Consider the following 18,294-nt stretch of genomic DNA (forward strand, 5'->3'; position numbering starts at 1 on the left):
TTCCCGACGCGCTGGCGCGCTTACGCCATGGAGGAGATGAAATGAAGAACAAGATGATCGCGACATGCCGCGCGCTGGCGGCATGGTCCGTGGGGTTGGTCATGGCGCTGACCGCGGCGGCAAGCCAGGCGGCATGGCCGGAACGGCCGGTGACCCTGGTTGTGCCGTTCACGCCCGGCACCGGCATCGATTTGATTGCGCGCCAGCTTTCGGCGGCCCTGCCCAAGACGCTGGGCCAGCCCGTCGTGGTGGAGAACCTGGCGGGCGCGAGCGGCAACATCGGCACGGAGAAGGTGGCGCGGGCCGCGCCGGACGGCTACACCTTCCTGGTCACGGTCAACACCTTCGTCATGAACCAGCCGCTGTACCGGGAAAAGCTGCATTACGACCCGGTGAAGGACTTTGCCCCGGTCAGCCTGACGTCCTGGGGCACGCTGCTGCTCGTGACGCACCCATCCAATCCCGTCAACACGGTGCGGCAGATGGAGGACGCCGCGCGCAAGCAACCCGGCAAGCTCACCTACGGCACGCCGGGCGTCGGCACGCCGCATCACCTGGCAATGGCGCTGCTGCTGGACCAGACCAAGGTGTCCCTGCTGCACGTGCCCTACAAAGGCACGGCCGGCGCCGTGACCGACATGCTGGCCGGCCGCCTCGACTACATGTTCCTGCCCGTGCACGTGGCGCTGCCGCAGATCAAAGCGGGCAAGCTCAAGGCCATCGCCACCGGCAGCCCCAAACGCATGCCGCAATTGCCGGACGTCCCGACGTTGACCGAATCCGGACTGCAGGGCGCCGACGTGGACATGTGGTACGGCGTGCTCGCCCCACGCGGCACCCCGAAGGAGATCGTCGACAGCCTGAACCGGCAGATCGCCGAAGCGCTGAAGGCGCCTTCGGTGGCCACCGCTTTCGAGGCGCAGGGCATGGTGCCCGCCACCTCCACGCCCGAGGAATTCGGCGCGCTCATCGCCAAGGATGCCAAACGCTGGAGCGACGTGGTGGATCGCGCCGGCATCAAGGCCGACTGACCCGCCACGCCGGATGGATCGGATGGCGGAACGAATGGAAGGATTCATGCAACTCTACAGCTTCTTCAATAGCTCGACCTCATACCGGGTACGCATCGCCATGGCCTTGAAGGGCCTGCGGTACGACTATCTGCCGGTCAACATCCGCGTGCTGGAGCACCGCAAGGACGACTACGTCGATCGCAATCCCTCGGCCAGCGTGCCGCTGCTGGTGGACGGCGAAATGAGCCTGGGCCAGTCCCTGGCGATCATCGACTATCTGGACGCGGCCCATCCAAAGCCGCGCCTGTTGCCACAGGACCCCGCGCTTCGCGCGCGCGTCCTGGAAGTGAGCAGCGTCATCGCCTGCGATATGCACCCTGTCAACAACCTGCGCATCCTGCGCTACCTGCAGGACGTCCTTGGCGTATCGGCGGAGCAGAAGAACGCCTGGTACGCGCACTGGATCCGCGAAGGCATGACTGCCGTCGAAACGCTGCTGCAACGCCACGGCAGCGGCGCTTATTGCTTTGGCGATGCGCCCACCCTGGCCGACTGCTGCCTGGTGCCGCAGATCGCCAATGCCGAACGCATGGGGTGCGATATGTCGGCCTACCCGCGCGCCATGGCGGTGTACGCGCACTGCCAGGCGCAGCCGGCGTTCCAACAGGCCGCTCCCCGCAACCAGCCCGACTTCATCGCGTAGCGGCGCGGCCGACGCGAAATCCGGAGACATCATGCAGGAACCCGATCCCCACGGACGCCCGTTGCGGACGTATGACGACCCCGGCTACGTCCCGCTGTGCGAGACGCTTGCCGACGTACGCGCCAACATCGACCGGCTGGACGATGAGATCGTGCGGCTGATCGCCGAGCGCGCCATGTACGTCAAGGACGCCGCGCGCTTCAAGGGCGACGCCTTCCAGGTGAGCGCGCCGGCGCGCCAGGAAGAAGTGTTCGCCAAAGCGCGCGCACTGGCGCAGCGACACAACCGCGGCTTCGAAAACCTGGACCAGGTCGTCGATGCGACGTATCGGGCCATGGTGGCCGCCTTCATCGCCAACGAGCAGCATTACTTCAACACCATGAAAAAAATCGGAGACTCGAAGTGAACAAGCATGCATGCAGCCGCCTGCGACGCGCCCTGGCCATCATGGGCATCGCGATGCTGGCCCCCGTGGCCGCCGCGCACGCCGCCGACTGGCCCAGCCAGCCCTTCCGCGTGCTGGTGCCCTATGGCGTCGGCTCCAGCCCGGACCAGGTCGCCCGCATCGTCAGCGAAAAAGCCGGCGCCATTCTGGGCCAAACCATGGTCGTGGAGAACAAGCCCGGGGCCGGCGGCAATATCGGCACGTTCGCCATCGCCAGCGCCAAGCCGGATGGCTATACCTTCGGCGTATCGATCACCGGCCCGCTGGTGAACAACACTCTGCTTTTCGACAAGCTTCCCTACGACCCCAAGCGCGACCTGGCGCCGCTCACGCTTGCCGTGCACCAGCCCAACGTGCTCGTCGTGCCGGCCAAGTCCGGCATCCAGAACGTCACGCAGCTGCTGGACGAGATCAGGAAGAATCCGGACAAGTTCAACTTCCCCTCGCCGGGCGCGGGCACCGTATCGCATCTGGCCGTGGAACTGATGCTGCAGCAGATCGGCGCGCGGGCCGTGCACGTGCCCTACCCGTCGTCTCCGGCCGCGCTGACGTCGGTGCTGTCCGGCGACACGCAATTTGCCGCCCTGCCGCCCATCGCGGTCATGCCCATGGTGAAGGACGGGCGGCTGCGCGCGCTGGCCGTGACGTCGTCGCAGCGCTCGTCGCTGCTGCCCGATATTCCCACGCTGGCGGACGCGGGCGTGCAGGGCGTCGAAGGCTCGGCCTGGATCGGTTTCGTCATATCCTCCCAGGTGCCCGCGGACATCCGCCAGAAGCTCGCGGACGCGTTGATCCAGGCCATCAAGGATCCGGAAGTGGCCAAGCGCCTGCGCGCCCAATACATGGATCCCGTGGGCGACACCCCCCAGGCGTTCCGCGCCTACATGGACGACGAATTGAAGCGGTGGGGTCCGCTGATCGAAAAGCTTGGCATCAAAGGCCAGTAGGGCCGGGAGTTATCAGATGTATGTGACCGAACCTTCGCGACGCATCGCCGTACACGGCGAATTCGACGTGGTTGTTTTGGGAGGCGGGCCCGCCGGGCTGCTGGCCGCCGCAAGCGCGGCACGCAACGGCGCCAGCGTGCTGCTGATCGAGCGCTACGGCTTCCTGGGCGGCATGGGCACGGCCGCCGGCGTCTCGAATTTCTGCGGCCTGCACGCCAACATCCACGGCGATATCCAGCAGGTCGTGCACGGCATGACGGATGAACTGCTGGACCGCATGCGCGCGATGGACGGCCTGAACGAGCCGCATTTGATCCTGGGCAAGATCCACGCGCAGGCCTACGACATTTCCGCATTCAAATGCGCGGCGGATGGTCTGCTCCACGACAGCGGCGCGCGCGTCCTGTTCCATGCGCAGGCCTGCGGCGTGACGCGCAACGATGACGGCCAGCTGGACGCCGTCATCCTGGAAACCAAATCGGGCCGGCAGGCTGTGCGCGCGCGCATCTTCGTCGATTGCACGGGCGACGCCGATCTGGCCCATTGGGCGGGCCTGCCCTACGAAAAGGGCGATGCGCAAGGTCACATGCTCTATCCCACTCTGATGTTCAAGGTGGGGAACGTGGACGCCGCGCGGGCGCAGGAAGCGTGGAAGACGATTCCACAGCTGATGGACCAGGCCGAAGCCAGCGGCGAGTTCCGTTTCCCGCGGCGCGGCGCCATCGTGCGTCCGCAGAAACACGACTACGAGTGGCGGGTCAACGTCACACAGCTTTGCAACGCCGACGGGTCCGCGGCCGACGGCACGGACGCCGTTTCACTGTCCGCCGGCGAGCTGGAGGGCCGGCGCCAGATCGTCGAATACCTGAAGTTCCTGCGCGCCAAGGTGCCGGGTTTCGAGAACGCCTATGTCCTCGACATCGCGCCGCAGCTCGGCATCCGCGAAACTCGGCGGGTCGTCGCCGAGTACATGCTGTCGAAGGAAGACGTACTGGGTTGCGCCGACTTCGAGGACAGCATCGGCGTAAACGGCTGGCCTCTTGAGATCCATATGGCGGGCGACGTGAAATGGGTGTGGCCGCCGATCCCCGAATCGCGCGGCTACAACCAGCTGCCGTTCCGCATGATCGTGCCGCGCCGGGCGGCCGGCCAGCCGGACAACGTGCTGGTGGCGGGACGCTGCGCCGGCATGACGCACGAGGGACAATCCGCCGCGCGCGTCAGCGGCAGCTGCTTCGTGATGGGAGAAGCGGCCGGCACGGCGGCGGCCATGGCGCTGCAACGCGGCATCGCTCCCCGGGACCTGCCCGCAGCCGAGCTGCAGCAGCGACTGCGTCAGCAGGGGGTGTGGTTATAAACCCACCCCCGAAGCGCTGCCGCGCTTCCCCCTCAAGGGGGCGACGCTGGCGGACCGGCGGAGCCGGATCCGCGGCGTCCCCGATCGTGGGGCACCTGTTTTCATGGGGGCGGTGGTGGGCCCATCCCCGAAGCGCTGGCGCGCTTCCCCTTCAAGGGGGCGCGCCTGCGGACCGGAGGGAAAGCCCACCCCCGAAGCGCTGCCGCGCTTCCCCCTCAAGGGGGCGCGCCTGCGGACCGGAGGGAAAGCCCACCCCCGAAGCGCTGCCGCGCTTCCCCCTCAAGGGGGCGCGCCTGCGGACCGGCGGAGCCGGATCCGCGGCGCCCCGGTCGGCGCTACTGGCGCGGTGGGCTCTACTGGCGCGGTGGGCTCTACTGGCCGGTGGGCCCTGCTGCCTGGGTGGGCACTGTTCTTGTGGTGCGGTTTGAATGAATGAGAAGGAAGAAGGAATATGAGCGGGACATCTCATCAATCCGTCATCGTCGTCGGTGGCGGGATCGGCGGGCTGGCGGCGGCGCTGGCGCTGGCGCGCCTGGGCATTCGCGTGCAGGTGTTGGAACAGGCCGCGCAGATCGGTGAGATCGGGGCTGGGATCCAGCTGGGGCCCAATGCCTTCGCGGCGCTGGATGCGCTGGGCGTCGGCGAGAACGCCCGCAAGCGCGCGGTGTTCACCGACCACATCATCATGATGGACGCGGTGGATGCGCAGGAAGTGGTGCGGATCGATACGGGGGAAGCCTTCCGGGAGCGATTCGGCGGTCCCTACGCCGTCATTCACCGCACGGACATACACCTGTCCATTCTGGAAGCGGTACGCGAGAACCCGCTGATCGGGTTCAAGACATCGACGCAGGTCGCGGGCCTTGAGCAGGACGGCAACGGCGTGGAAGTCATCGACACGAATGGCGAGCGCTATCGCGCGGATGCCGTGGTGGGCTGCGATGGCGTCAAATCCGTGATCCGGCAGCGGCTGGTGGGCGATGAGGCGCGGGTCACCGGCCACGTGGTCTATCGAGCCGTGGTCGAGCGCGAGAACATGCCCGAGGAATTGCGCATCAATGCCCCGGTCCTGTGGGCCGGCCCGCGCTGCCACCTGGTCCACTATCCCTTGCGAGGCGGGCAGCAGTTCAATCTGGTCGTCACCTTCCACAGCCGCGAGCAGGAGGTCTGGGGCGTGCGCGAAGGCAGCAAGGAAGAAGTGCTGTCCTATTTCCAGGGCATCCATCCGCGCCCGCACCAGATGTTGGACCGCCCGACTTCGTGGAAACGCTGGGCCACGGCGGACCGCGATCCGGTCGAACGCTGGGGCGAGGGGCGCGCGACGGTGCTGGGGGACGCCGCGCATCCGATGGTGCAGTACATGGCCCAGGGCGCCTGCATGGCGCTGGAGGACGCCGTCACGCTGGGCGCCGCCGTCCGCGCCTGCGACATGGACCTGGAAGCGGGTTTCCGCCGCTACGAGTCGGTGCGCATCCCGCGCACGGCGCGCGTGGTGTGGTCCACCCGCGAAATGGGGCGCATCTATCACGCCCAGGGGGTGGAACGCCTGGTGCGCAATTCGCTGTGGGAAGGACGCACGCAATCGCAGTTCTACGACGCGCTGCAGTGGCTGTACGGCTGGCGCGTGCCCACCTTCTGAGAACCACCCTGGCGGGCTATTTGCTTTCGCGCTTCGGCCACCTGCCGGCGCCGCGCGCCGGCACACCGCCGGCAACAAAAAACCCCGCCATGCGCCAGCCGCATGGCGGGGTGTCCTCGGAAGCCAGCGGTCAGTTCAGGCTGGCGCCCGAAACCTTCACGATTTCCTTGTACTTGTCCTTCTCGCTGCGCACGAAGTCGGCGAACTGCGCCGACGACATCGGCTTGGCGTCCGAACCCATCAGCAACAGGCGCTGGCGCACGTCCGGTTGCATCAGCGCCGCGCTATAGGCCTTGTTCAGCTTGTCCACGACCGGCTGCGGCGTGCCGCCCGTCGTGAATACGCCGAACCACGTGCCCAAGTCGAAGTTCTTCACGCCCGCCTCTTCAACGGTGGGCACTTCGGGCAAGATCGAGGAGCGGGCCTTGGTCGTGACGGCCAGCACCTTGACCTTGCCATCCTTGATCAGCGGGGCGGACGCGGCCAGGTTGTCGAACATGAAGTCCGACTGCCCCGACAGCAGCGCCAGCTGCGCCGGCGCAGCGCCCTGGTAAGGGATGTGCTCGACCTTGATGCCGGCGCGCGCCTTCAAAAGCTCGCCCGCCAGATGGCCCGCGCTGCCATTGCCGCCGGAACCATAGTTCAACTTGCCGGGATTCGCCTTGGCGTAGGCAATCAGATCGCCCAGGTTCCGGATATTGTTGTTCTTGGCGAAATCGACGTTGACGACCAGCACATTGGGGACGGACGCCACCAGCGTGACCGGCGCGAAATCCTTGACCGGGTCGTACGGCAGGTTGGAGAACAGCCAGGGGTTGATCGCATGCGTAGCGACCGCGCCCATGACCAGCGTATAACCGTCCGGCTGCGCCTTGGCCGCCAGATCCGCGCCGATATTGCCGCCGGCGCCGGAGCGGTTTTCCACGATCACCGGCTGTCCCAGATCGCCGCGCACCTTTTCCGCGAGCATGCGCGCCATGGTGTCCAGCGGGCCGCCCGGGGGATAGGGCACGATGAAGCGCAACGGCTTGGACGGATAATCATCGGCATGGCTGGCCACAGGCGCCACGGCCGCGAGCGCAAGCGCGCCGCAGGCCAGGATGCGGCCCAGGCGGCCTGAAGTTTTCGGGAACATGTCCTCCACCCTCCTACGTTTTGAAATACTGCGTAGCATAACCTGAGCAACCGCCGCAACCGTGGCGTCCACGCCGCAAATTCCAAAGCCGAAGCGCCGCAAGAAGCGGCTGCTGCGCACGCTCCACACATCGGCCTTTCAAAGGCGATCGGCCAGGCGCCCAGCGGACGGCAAGCGGCTTGTGCCCTCTCGCAAGAAGCGAATCCGAGCGGGCGCCGCGGATCCGGCTCCGCCGGTCCGCGGGGCGCCCCCCGAGGGGGTAGCGCGCAGCGCTTCGGGGGTGGGCTTTCCCTTCTAATGGAGGATCTGGCTCAGGAACAGTTTCGTCCGCTCGTTCTGCGGACGGTCGAAGAACGCGTCCGGCGTGTTCTGTTCGATGATCTCGCCCCGGTCCATGAAGATGACGCGGTCCGCGACCTTGCGGGCGAAACCCATCTCGTGCGTGACGCACAGCATGGTCACGCCGCTTTCTTCGGCCAGCTTTACCATGACGTCCAGCACTTCCTTCACCATCTCTGGATCGAGCGCCGACGTCGGCTCATCGAACAGCATGATCTTCGGGCTCATGCAAAGCGAACGCGCGATGGCAACGCGCTGCTGCTGGCCGCCCGACAGCTGTCCCGGAAACTTGTTGGCCTGCTCGGGAATACGGACCCGTTCCAGATACTTCAGCGCCGTCGCCTCAGCCTCGGCGCGCGGCTTCTTCAGCACCCACATGGGCCCCAGCGTCAGGTTTTCCAGCACCGTCAGGTGAGGGAACAGATTGAAGTGCTGGAACACCATGCCGACCTCGCGCCGGATGGTCTCGATGTGCTTGAGATCGTTGGTCAGTTCCGTCCCGTTGACGACAATCTGGCCCTGCTGGTGTTCTTCCAGGCGGTTGATGCAGCGGATCAGGGTGGATTTGCCCGATCCCGAAGGGCCGCAGATAACGATGCGTTCACCGGGCGCGACGTCCAGATTGATATTGCGCAGAACGTGGAACTGTCCGTACCACTTGTTGACGCCCTGCATACGAATGATGGCCTCGGCCATGCGCGCACTCCCTTGTCGCGGCAGCCGCGCCGTTCGTGGCGGCGCGGCACGCCTGCTTATCGTTGATAGCCCTGCGCCAGCCGCCGCTCCAGCGCCTGGCTGTACTTGGACATCGAGAAACAGAAAATGAAGTAGATGAAGGCGATGAACAGATAGGCTTCGACGCCGAAACCCCGCCACGCCGCGTCGGACAGCGCGGCCTTGGCCGCCAGCGTCAGGTCGAAGATGCCGATGATGACGACCAGCGACGTGTCCTTGAACAGCGAAATGAAGATGCCGACCAGCGGAGGGATCACGATGCGCAGCGCCTGCGGCAGGATGATCTTGCGCATCTGCTGCCAATAGGTCAGGCCCAGCGAGGCAGCGCCTTCGTACTGGCCTTTCGGGATGGCTTGCAGCCCCCCGCGCACCGTTTCCGCGATGTAGGCCGCGGCGAACATGATGATGGCGATCTGCGCGCGCAGCAGCTTGTCGATGGAATAGCCTTCGGGCAGGAAAAGCGGCAGCATGACCGACGACATGAACAACAGGCTGATCAGGGGCACGCCCCGGATCAGCTCGATGTACACGACGCACAGCGCCTTGATGGCCGGCAGGCGCGATCGCCGGCCCAGCGCGAGCAGCACGCCGATGGGAAAGGCGAAAGCGATGCCGAACGTGGCAAGGATAAGCGTCAGCGGAAGTCCGCCCCAGCGGGCGTTTTCGACATAGGTCAATCCGAACACGCCGCCCCACATCAGGACCGCGACGACCGCCAGTCCGGCGATCCAGAGAATGGCAAGTTTCGGCCGCCAGAAACGGCGGATGCCGCTGCACACGACCACCGCCACCAGGACGACGCTCGCCAGCAGCGGCCGCCATTGTTCGTCGTACGGATAGGTGCCGAACAGGATCAGGCGGTGTTTCTCGCGAATGAAGGCCCAGCAGGCGCCGGCCGACGCGCGGCACTCCTGGGCCGTAGACGCCGAGAAATTGGCCCGGATGACGAGCCACTCCGCCAGCGCCGGCACCGCGAGAAGCAGAAACCAGGCGATAAGGACCGTCAGCAGGATGTTCAGGGGCGAGGAAAACAGCCGGGCCCGCATCCATCCCAGCGGACCGGTATGCGTGGACGGCGGGGGCAGCTGCGCGGCGGCATTGGGCGTCGCGTTCAAGGCAAGGTCCTCCGGTGACGCAAGGCGCCTTGCGCGCCGGGAACGGGCATGGCTTGCGTGCGCATCACCGCTCCACGAGCGCAATGCGCTTGTTGTACCAGTTCATCAACACGGAAATGGTCAGGCTGACCGTCAGATAGGCCGCCATGATGATCAGGATGCCTTCGATCGCCTGGCCCGTCTGGTTAAGGGTGGTGTTCACCACGGACACGATGTCGGGATAGCCGATGGCGACGGCCAGCGAACTGTTCTTGGTCAGGTTCAGGTACTGGCTGGTCATGGGCGGGATGATGACGCGCAGCGCCTGGGGCAGCACTACCAGCCGCAGCACCAGCGAGCGCCGCAGGCCCAGCGAACCGGCCGCCTCCCATTGCCCGATATTGACCGCCTGGATGCCGGAGCGCACGACTTCGGCAACGAAGGCGGATGTGTAGATCACCAGCCCGGCCAGCAGCGCGGCGAACTCCGGGGTGAGCGTAACGCCGCCGGCGAAGTTGAAGCCGCGCAGCACCGGCACATCCAGCGACAGCGAAGCGCCGCTGGCCAGCCAACCGAGCAGCGGCAAAGCGATGATCAGACCGATGGCCCAGCGCGTGAGCGGGAAGATTCGTCCCGTGGCCTCGCGCCGTTTGTTGCCCCAGTGCGCCAGCGCCAGCGTCAGCGCGATCGCCAGCCCCAGGCCGCCCAGCATCCAGTCCAGCGCGTCGCCCTGCAAGGACGGCAGTTTCAACCCGCGGTTGGATATGAAAACACCCGGCATGGGCTGGTGCGCCTGCCGCGGGCCCGGCATGTTTTCCGTGATCAGCGCATACCAGAAGAACAGCTGCAGCAGCAGCGGAATGTTGCGCATGACCTCGACATACAGGGACGCCAGCCTGGAGACGAGCCAGTTGCGCGACAGCCGCGCGATGCCGATCAGCGTGCCGAGCAGGGTGGCCAGCACGATTCCGGTCACCGCCACGCGCAGGGTGTTGAGGATCCCCACCATGACGGCGCGGCCGTAGGTATCGGCGGGCGTATAACGGATTGCCGTTTCGCCGATGGCGAAACCGGCCTCGCGCCCCAGGAAGCCGAAACCCGTGGAGATGTTGCGCGACGACAGGTTGTGCAGGGTGTTCGATACGAGGAACCAGGCCACCCATGCGACGATGGCCACCGCAACGATCTGGTAAACGATGGACCGCACGCCGGGATCGTTCCAGGAAAGCTTGCGGACCGGCGCCCCGTTCGGCGGGGCCTTGGAAGCAGGAGTCATTTCGCCACCATACAACAGGCGCGAGCCGCCCACGCCGGGCGGCCCCATGCCTGCTTACACGAACGATCAACGAATCGGCCAACCGTACATCAGGCCGCCCTGTTTCCATGGCGCGTTCAAGCCGCGCGGCAGCTTCATCAGGCTGCCGCCGCCCAGGTTGCGTTCGAAGCTTTCGCCGTAATTGCCCACCTGCTTGACGATGTTATAGGCCCATTTATCGTCCACGCCCAGGTTCTTGCCCATGCCGGGCGTCACGCCGAGGATGCGCTGCACGTTCGGGTTGGCGCTCTTGAGCATCTGGTCGACGTTCTGCGACGTGATGCCGTATTCCTCGGCTTCGAGCATGGCGTTCAAGGTCCAGCGCACCACGTTGAACCACTGCACGTCGTCCTGCCGCACCATGGGGCCGAGCGGCTCCTTGGAGAAGTCTTCGGGCAGGATGATGTACTTGTCCGGATTCTCCAGCGTGGTCCGGGTGGATGCCAGCTGCGACTTGTCGGTGGTGAAGGCGTCGCACCGGCCGGCGGAGAAGGCTCGGACGATTTCGTCGTACTTCTCGATCACCACCGGCTTGAATTCGATCTTGTTGCTGCGAAACCAGTCGGCCAGGTTGAGCTCGGTCGTGGTGCCAGGCTGAACGCACACCGTGGCGCCGTTCAGGTCCTTGGCGCTCTTCACACCCAGATCCTTCGATACCATCACGCCCTGGCTGTCGTAGTAGTTCACGCCGGTCCCGAGCAGACCCAGCGTGGTATCGCGGGTCAGTGTCTCGGTGGTATTGCGCGTCAGGACGTCGATTTCGCCGGACTGCAGGGCCGTGAAGCGCTGCTGGGTATTGAGCGGGGTGATCTTGAACTTGCTGGCGTCATTGAACATGGTCGCGGCAATCGCGCGGCACATGTCCACGTCCAACCCCTTCCACTCGCCCTTGCTGTCTGGCGAGGAAAACCCCGGAACGCCCGTGGACACGCCGCACTGGACGAAGCCCTTCTTCTTGACGTTGTCGAACGTGGCGCCCGCGTGCGCGAGCCCGCAAACGGCCAGCAAGGCGGCGCCCAGGGCGGCCGATTTCCAGGTCTTCATGGCGATCTCCATAGGAAGTGACGGGAAGTTCGAGCGACGGACGGCTGCCGGCCCTAGCTGCGCCGGATGGTAGCCGCCTGAAAAAACCAGGGACATGGGGGAAATCCCTGCGACGCCGCCGCTGATTATGGGGGACGTATCATGCCATAAAGCGCGCAGCGCGGGCGCAGCCGGCCTGCGCGCCGAGGCGCCGCCACGGTACTATTGCGGCTTCATCCCGTCATCCGCCATGATCGAATTCCAGCACGTATTCAAATCGTACGGACGCGGCCGCAACATCCTGGCCGATATCAACTTCCGCATTACGGCGGGCGAATTCGTCTTCGTATCGGGCCCCTCGGGCGCCGGCAAATCCACCCTGCTGAAGCTGATCGGCGGCCTGGAGCCCCCCAGCCGGGGTTCGATCCAGGTCAACGGCCAGCGGCTCGACAAACTGCCGCAGCGGGCCCGGCCCTACCTGCGCCGGGCGGTGGGCGTGATCCTGCAGGACACGCACCTGCTGTATGACCGCAACGCCTTCGAGAACGTCATGCTGCCCCTGGCGGTCACCGGCCAGCCTTGGGATTCGGCCGCGGCACGTGCCCGCGCCGCCCTGGAAAAGGTCGGCCTGTCCGGCAAGGAAAGCTTGAACCCGATCGAACTGTCCGGCGGCGAACAGCAGCGCCTGGCCATCGCCCGGGCCATCGTCAACCGGCCGGCCATCCTGATCGCGGACGAGCCGACGGCCAACCTGGACCACGATAGCGCGCTGCGCATCATGAACGTATTCCGCGACTTCAACCGGGTGGGCGTGACCACCCTGATCGCTTCGCACGACCAGGAACTGATGTCGCACTACGCGCAGCGGGTCTTGCGCATCGAGCCGGGCCGCTTCGCCGATCTGTCCCAGGAGACCCAACCATGAATGCATGGCTGCGGCAACACCGCTATGCATTGGGCATTACGCTGCGCCGCATGCTGGCCCAACCGTTTTCATCGCTGGCCAATCTGCTGGTGATGGCGCTGGCGCTGGCCCTGCCGGTGCTGGGCGCCGCCATCCTGGTCTCGGTGCAGCCCGTGGCGCGCCAGCTTTCCGTCACCCCGGAACTGACCGTCTTCATGAAGGTTGACGCGCCGGCGGGCGCGGCGGCATCGGTCGCCGACCGGATCCGCAAGGAGTTCGGCGACCAGGTCCGTGAAGTCCGTACGGTCGGGCGTGACGCCGCGCTGGCGGACCTGCGCCGCGACCCGGCCTGGGCGCAGGCGCTGGCAGTACTGCCCGGCAACCCCCTGCCCGACGCCGTGGTGGCCACCTTGCGCGACGGCGAGGACCTCGCCGGCCGCGCAGCGCGGCTGGCACAGGCGTGGAAGGGCTGGGACCAGGTGGAGCAGGTGCAGTTGGACAGCGCCTGGGTGCAGCGCATGGAAGCGCTGCTGCGGTTCGGGCGCATCGGGCTGATCTTTCTTGCCGCCTGCGTCGCGGTGGTCGTGCTGGCCACGGTCTTCAATACCGTGCGGATGCAGGCCCTGACCCAGCGCGAGGAAATCGCCGTGGCGCGGCTGGTCGGCGCCACCGAGTCCTTCGTGCGGCGTCCATTTCTTTACCTGGGCGCCCTCTCCGGCGCGCTGGCGGCCTTGCTGGGCATCGCCATCGCAGCCATCGCGCTTTCGCCGCTGAACGAGGCGCTGCTGGCCTTGGCCCGCAGCTACGGGGCCGACTTCGCCCTGCATATGCCCGAAGCGCCCTGGCTGGCCCTGGCGGTAGTGGCCGCCGCGGTGCTGGCCGCCCTGTCCGCCCGCTGGTCGGTGACGCGCAGCACCCGATTCTGAGAGATCGCGGTTTCCGGCGCCGGACCCGGCCGCCCGTGGGGCAAGGCCCGAAGCGGGCAGCGTTGCGATGCCGCAAATTCCCGAGCAGCCGCCCGAATGGCGGCCTGATTCGCGTCTTGGCCCGGCGCTGGTCTACCTACACTGATCCTGCGGCAGCCCGCGGCGCGGCAGCTCGCCAGGGGCCGCCGCGCAACATCGATGAAGTGACATAGAAATAAAGTCGAATTTTCGGCAAATTTTAGTAATATCCGTTTTCCCGCCTCTTCCGCCGCACACCGACCATGTCAGCCCGTGACGCCCGCGCGACGCGCCACTACTTCGATAGTGCCTTCAACTATCAGGCGGTCAAAGTACTGCCCAACGAGTACTACGTGACGGGCGACGATCTGATGATCACGACAGTCCTGGGCTCCTGCGTGGCAGCCTGTATCCGGGATCCCCAGACCGGCGTGGGCGGCATGAATCATTTCATGCTGCCCGAAGGCGACAGCCAGTCCCCCGCATCGGCGACGATGCGCTATGGCGCCTTTGCGATGGAAGTACTGATCAACGAGGTGCTCAAGGCGGGCGCCGCGCGAGAACGTCTGCAGGCCAAGGTATTCGGGGGCGGCGCGGTGCTGGAAGCGATGCACCAGCTGAACATCGGTGAACGCAACGGCCACTTTGTGCTGAACTACCTGAAGATGGAAGGCATCCCGGTGCTGGCACAGGATCTGGGTGACGTCTACGCCCGCCGCATCAGCTTCTTTCCCCGCGACGGCCGCGTGATGGTCCGCAAAATGACCACGAAGCCGCGCGCGATCGAAATCATCGCGAAGCGCGAAGTGGCCGTCGCCGAAACCCTCAAGGAAAAGACGGTCGCCAAGCCCAAAGTGGAGCGCTTCGCCATGCCGGCGCGCCGCGCGCCGGCCGTCTAGGGACCGTTACCGCCGGAATGCCGCGAACCGGCCGGCAGCGGGCGCCGCCAGGCGCGGTGCGCGACGGCCACCGGCATCGATGCGCCGGCAGCCGTGCGTGCGCTCCGGCGTCAGGCGGCCCGCACGGTGCCATGGCCGCTCGTCTCCCCGCCGCGCACATCCAGCTGGCGCAGCAGTTCCGCGCGGCGCGCCTCGGCGCGGGCGATGGCGGCCTCCTTGATATGACCGTATCCGCGGATCTCCTCGGGCAAGCTGGCCAGGGCCACCGCCAGATCCAGATTGGCCCGGCTCAAACGGGGCAGCAGCGACGCGATGGTTTCGCGGTACTCGGCGATCAGCGCCCGCTCCTTGCGCCGCTCGGCGGTATGGCCGAACGGGTCGAACGCCGTTCCGCGCAGGAAGCGTCCTTTGCGCAGCAGGCCGAAGGCCTTCATCATCCAAGGCCCATAGGCCCGCTTGACCAAATGCCCATTGGCGTCGCGCCGGGAAAATGCGGGGGGCGCCAGATGGAAGCTGAGCTTCCAGTCGCCTTCGAACTGCTCGGCGACTTTGCGCAGGAACACGCCGTCGCTGTACAGCCGGGCCACCTCGTATTCGTCCTTGTACGCCATCAGCTTGAAGAGGTTGCGCGCCACGGCCAGCGTCAGCCGCGACGTCCCCGCCGCGCCCTGTTCGGCGGCTGCCACCTGCTCGACGAAATCCACATAGCGGCGCGCGTACGCGCTGTTCTGGTATTCCGTCAGGAAGCGCTGCCGTTTTTCCACCAGCGCCGCCACGTCGGCGGGCAGACGGCGGACGCCGGCGGTGTCGCTGGTATTGGCGCCGCGCCGGATCTCGATGATTTCGGCGCCGCCCTGACGGCCCTCGCCTTCGTCCGGCGCCGCCGGCTTGATCAGCCGCTGCACCGCCGCCAGATCCTGGGCGGCGCGCCGCCCCCAGGCAAAGGCGGCCTTGTTGTTCTCCACCTGCTGCCCGTTCAGCTCGATGGCCCGCAATAGCGCGTCGCGGCCCAGCGGAATCCAGCCCTTCTGATAGGCGTAGCCCAGCATCAGCGGATTTGCGTAGATGGCATCCCCCAACAGACCCACCGCCAGTTCCGCGGCATCCACCGCATCGACCTGCCCCGGCATGCATGCCGCGCCGATATCGCGCCGCAGGCTGTCCGACGGCAGGCGCCAGTCAGGGTTGGAAATGAACGCGGCCGTGGGCGCCACATCGCTATTGAGCAGCAAGCGGGTGCGTTCGGGACGCATGCGGGCAACCGCATCCTGGCTGCTGGCGACCACAAGGTCTCCCGCCAGCACCAGGTCCGCTTCTCCCATGGCGACACGCGTGTTCAGCAGATGCCCCGGCGACTGCGCGAGAATCACATGCGAATGCACCGCGCCGCCCTTCTGCGCCAGACCCGCCATATCCAGCACGGAGCATCCCTTGCCTTCCAGGTGGGCCGCCATGCCGAGCAATTGGCCGATGGTCACCACCCCGGTGCCGCCCACGCCGGCAATGAAAACGCCATAGGGGCGTTCCAGCCCGGGCTGCTGGGGCTCCGGCAGGTCGCGGTCGATGGCGTCCTGAGCGCCGATGCCCTTGGGCTTGCGCAGCTTGCCGCCTTCCACCGTCACGAAACTGGGGCAGAAGCCGTTCAGGCAGGAAAAATCCTTGTTGCAGCTGGACTGGTTGATCGTGCGCTTGCGGCCGAACTCGGTTTCCAGCGGCTCGACGGACAGGCAGTTGGATTTGTCGGAGCAGTCGCCGCATCCCTCGCACACACGGTCATTGATGACGACGCGCCGGGCGGGATCCGGATAGGCGTTGTGCTTGCGCCGGCGGCGCTTTTCCGTGGCGCAGGTCTGGTCGTAGATCAGGATCGACACGCCAGGGTATTCGCGCAGTTCGCGCTGCACGCGGTCCAGTTCGTTGCGGTGCACGACCGGCACGCCCGGGGCCATGCCTTGCATCGTCTTGTATTTCTCGGGCTCGTCGGTGACGACGATGATTTTCTCGATGCCCTCGGCGGCCATCTGGCGCGTGATCATCGGCACGCTGATGGGGCCGTCCACGGGCTGCCCGCCCGTCATCGCCACCGCGTCGTTGAACAGGATCTTGTAGGTGATGGGCGTCTTGGCCGCCACGGCGGCGCGTATCGCCAGCAGCCCGGAGTGGTAGTAGGTGCCGTCGCCCAGGTTGGCGAATACGTGCTTTTCTTCCGTGAAGGGCGCGTGGCCGATCCACGGCACACCCTCGCCGCCCATATGCGTGAAGAGGTCGGTGCTGCGTCCCATCCAGCGGACCATGTAATGGCATCCGATGCCCGCCATGCCGCGCGACCCTTCGGGCACCCGCGTGGACGTGTTGTGCGGACAGCCGGAACAGAACCACGGCTTGCGCTCGGCCACCACGCGGGGCCGCGACAGCGCGCGTTCGCGCGCTTCGATGAATGCCAGGCGGGCTTCGATGCCGGCGCGCACGTCGGGCGGCAGCTCGAACTTCAGCAGGCGCGAGCCGATGGCCTTGGCGACGATTGCCGGCGAGAACTCGTAATGCGCCGGAAGCAGCCAGTTGCCCTGCGGAACCGCCCACTCGCCGCCGTCCTTGTCGTCGAACTTGCCGACCACGCGGGGGATTTTCTTGCCGCTGCCCACCCACGCGAACAGTTCCTCTTTCAGCTGGTATTCCAGGACCTGGCGCTTTTCCTCCACGACCAGGATTTCATCGAGTCCCTCGGCGAAGCGCTGCATGCCGGTGGCTTCCAGGGGCCAGACCATGCCTACCTTGAACAGCCGCACGCCGATGCGGCGGCAGGTCTCGTCGTCCAGGCCCAGATCGGACAATGCCTGCCGCGTATCGAGATATGCCTTGCCCGAGGTCATGATGCCGAAGCGCGCGGATTCGGTGGGCACGTGCCATAGCTCGCGGTTCAGGTTGTTGGCGCGCGCATAGGCCAGCGCCGCATACAACTTGAAGTCCAGCAGACGGGCTTCCTGTTCCAGCGGCGTGTCGGGCAGGCGGATATTGAGTCCGTCCGGCGGCATGCGGAAATCTTCCGGCAAAACGATGCTGACGCGCTCGGGATCGACTTCGACCGAGGCGGACACTTCCACGATATCGGTGATGCATTTCATGCCCACCCACACGCCCGCATACCGGCTCATCGCCCAGCCGTGCAGCCCGTAGTCCAGCACCTCCTGGACGGTCGAGGGAAACAGCACCGGGATCAGACAGGCCTTGAGCAGGTGGTCGCTCTGATGCGGCAGCGTGGAGGACTTGGCGGGATGGTCGTCGCCGGCCACCACCAATACGCCGCCGTGACGGGACGTGCCCGCCGCGTTGGCGTGCTTGAAAACGTCGCCGCAACGGTCTACGCCCGGCCCCTTGCCGTACCACATGCCGAACACGCCGTCGTAGCGGGCGCCGGGAAACAGGTTTACCTGCTGCGATCCCCATACGGCCGTGGCGGCCAGATCCTCGTTCAACCCCGGCTGGAAGACGACGTGGTGCGCCTTCAGATACTTCTCGGCCTTCCACATGTTCAGGTCCACGCCGCCCAGGGGCGAGCCGCGATAACCTGAAATGAACCCCGCGGTGTTGAGCCCTGCGCGCACGTCTCGCATGCGCTGCATCATCGGCAGGCGTACCAATGCGTGTATGCCGCTCATCCAGGCGCGGCCGGTTTCCAGGGAATACTTGTCGTCCAGCTGGACGGCGTCGAGCGCGGCGCGCTGCGCCGGCGTAAGGGGGGCGTTCATGCTGTCTCCGTTTGTTTTGGATCGTTCGTGCCAGCCTGGGCGGCGCCTCTTGTGGA

Annotated in this window: 15 protein-coding genes; 9 read left to right on the forward strand and 6 right to left on the reverse strand. The window is 66.2% G+C overall.

Going from position 1 to position 18,294, the window contains the following annotated elements:
* Window positions 1–41: 41 nt before the first annotated feature.
* The 6 genes from CAL13_RS18715 (at window position 42) to CAL13_RS18740 (ending at window position 6,104) form a co-directional block, all read left to right on the forward strand.
* On the forward strand, window positions 42–1,031 hold the full coding sequence (locus tag CAL13_RS18715) for a tripartite tricarboxylate transporter substrate binding protein (RefSeq protein ID WP_232467700.1): 990 nt from the start codon (window positions 42–44) through the stop codon (window positions 1,029–1,031).
* Between the two features lie 46 nt (window positions 1,032–1,077).
* A complete protein-coding gene (gene maiA, locus CAL13_RS18720) occupies window positions 1,078–1,716 on the forward strand; it encodes a maleylacetoacetate isomerase (RefSeq protein ID WP_086073733.1) in 639 nt (212 codons plus the stop codon).
* A 31-nt stretch (window positions 1,717–1,747) separates the two neighbouring features.
* Window positions 1,748–2,122, forward strand: coding sequence for a chorismate mutase (locus CAL13_RS18725; protein ID WP_086058720.1), 375 nt, complete (start codon window positions 1,748–1,750; stop codon window positions 2,120–2,122).
* Window positions 2,123–2,163: 41 nt separating this feature from the next.
* Window positions 2,164–3,108: a Bug family tripartite tricarboxylate transporter substrate binding protein gene (locus CAL13_RS18730; RefSeq protein ID WP_086073734.1), complete on the forward strand. Its 945-nt coding sequence runs from the start codon at window positions 2,164–2,166 to the stop codon at window positions 3,106–3,108.
* Between the two features lie 16 nt (window positions 3,109–3,124).
* Entirely contained in the window at window positions 3,125–4,465 is a 1,341-nt protein-coding gene (locus tag CAL13_RS18735) for an FAD-dependent oxidoreductase (protein ID WP_086073207.1), read from the forward strand.
* Between the two features lie 451 nt (window positions 4,466–4,916).
* Window positions 4,917–6,104 (forward strand): 3-hydroxybenzoate 6-monooxygenase, encoded by a 1,188-nt coding sequence (locus CAL13_RS18740; protein ID WP_086073208.1) that lies wholly within the window; start codon window positions 4,917–4,919, stop codon window positions 6,102–6,104.
* 130 nt (window positions 6,105–6,234) lie between these two features.
* Here the strand turns inward: CAL13_RS18740 and CAL13_RS18745 are convergent, their stop codons facing one another.
* The 5 genes from CAL13_RS18745 to CAL13_RS18765 form a co-directional block, all read right to left on the reverse strand.
* Window positions 6,235–7,239: a Bug family tripartite tricarboxylate transporter substrate binding protein gene (locus tag CAL13_RS18745; RefSeq protein WP_086058723.1), complete on the reverse strand. Its 1,005-nt coding sequence runs from the start codon at window positions 7,237–7,239 to the stop codon at window positions 6,235–6,237.
* Window positions 7,240–7,533: 294 nt separating this feature from the next.
* Window positions 7,534–8,274 (reverse strand): amino acid ABC transporter ATP-binding protein, encoded by a 741-nt coding sequence (locus CAL13_RS18750; RefSeq protein ID WP_086058724.1) that lies wholly within the window; start codon window positions 8,272–8,274, stop codon window positions 7,534–7,536.
* 56 nt (window positions 8,275–8,330) lie between these two features.
* Window positions 8,331–9,359, reverse strand: coding sequence for an amino acid ABC transporter permease (locus CAL13_RS18755; protein WP_086059598.1), 1,029 nt, complete (start codon window positions 9,357–9,359; stop codon window positions 8,331–8,333).
* A gap of 133 nt (window positions 9,360–9,492) precedes the next feature.
* Window positions 9,493–10,683, reverse strand: coding sequence for an amino acid ABC transporter permease (locus CAL13_RS18760; RefSeq protein ID WP_086073735.1), 1,191 nt, complete (start codon window positions 10,681–10,683; stop codon window positions 9,493–9,495).
* Between the two features lie 66 nt (window positions 10,684–10,749).
* Window positions 10,750–11,766, reverse strand: coding sequence for an amino acid ABC transporter substrate-binding protein (locus CAL13_RS18765; RefSeq protein ID WP_086059600.1), 1,017 nt, complete (start codon window positions 11,764–11,766; stop codon window positions 10,750–10,752).
* Between the two features lie 229 nt (window positions 11,767–11,995).
* Here CAL13_RS18765 and CAL13_RS18770 point away from each other — a divergent pair, with 229 nt between their 5' ends.
* The 3 genes from CAL13_RS18770 (at window position 11,996) to cheD (ending at window position 14,492) form a co-directional block, all read left to right on the forward strand.
* Window positions 11,996–12,670 carry a cell division ATP-binding protein FtsE gene (locus CAL13_RS18770; RefSeq protein ID WP_086058725.1) on the forward strand — a complete coding sequence of 225 codons (675 nt, stop codon included), beginning with the start codon at window positions 11,996–11,998 and terminating at the stop codon, window positions 12,668–12,670.
* On the forward strand, window positions 12,667–13,575 hold the full coding sequence (locus CAL13_RS18775; RefSeq protein ID WP_086058726.1) for a cell division protein FtsX: 909 nt from the start codon (window positions 12,667–12,669) through the stop codon (window positions 13,573–13,575). Before CAL13_RS18770 ends, CAL13_RS18775 begins: the two co-directional genes overlap by 4 nt.
* Before the next feature lie 281 nt (window positions 13,576–13,856).
* Window positions 13,857–14,492 (forward strand): chemoreceptor glutamine deamidase CheD, encoded by a 636-nt coding sequence (gene cheD / locus CAL13_RS18780; RefSeq protein WP_086058727.1) that lies wholly within the window; start codon window positions 13,857–13,859, stop codon window positions 14,490–14,492.
* Window positions 14,493–14,602: 110 nt separating this feature from the next.
* Here the strand turns inward: cheD and CAL13_RS18785 are convergent, their stop codons facing one another.
* The gene (locus CAL13_RS18785) at window positions 14,603–18,238 is read right to left on the reverse strand and encodes an indolepyruvate ferredoxin oxidoreductase family protein (RefSeq protein ID WP_086073209.1); all 3,636 of its coding nucleotides are present in this window, start codon (window positions 18,236–18,238) and stop codon (window positions 14,603–14,605) included.
* Window positions 18,239–18,294: the final 56 nt, after the last annotated feature.

Origin of the sequence: Bordetella genomosp. 9 (assembly GCF_002119725.1) — a bacterium.
GTDB lineage: Bacteria > Pseudomonadota > Gammaproteobacteria > Burkholderiales > Burkholderiaceae_B > Bordetella_C.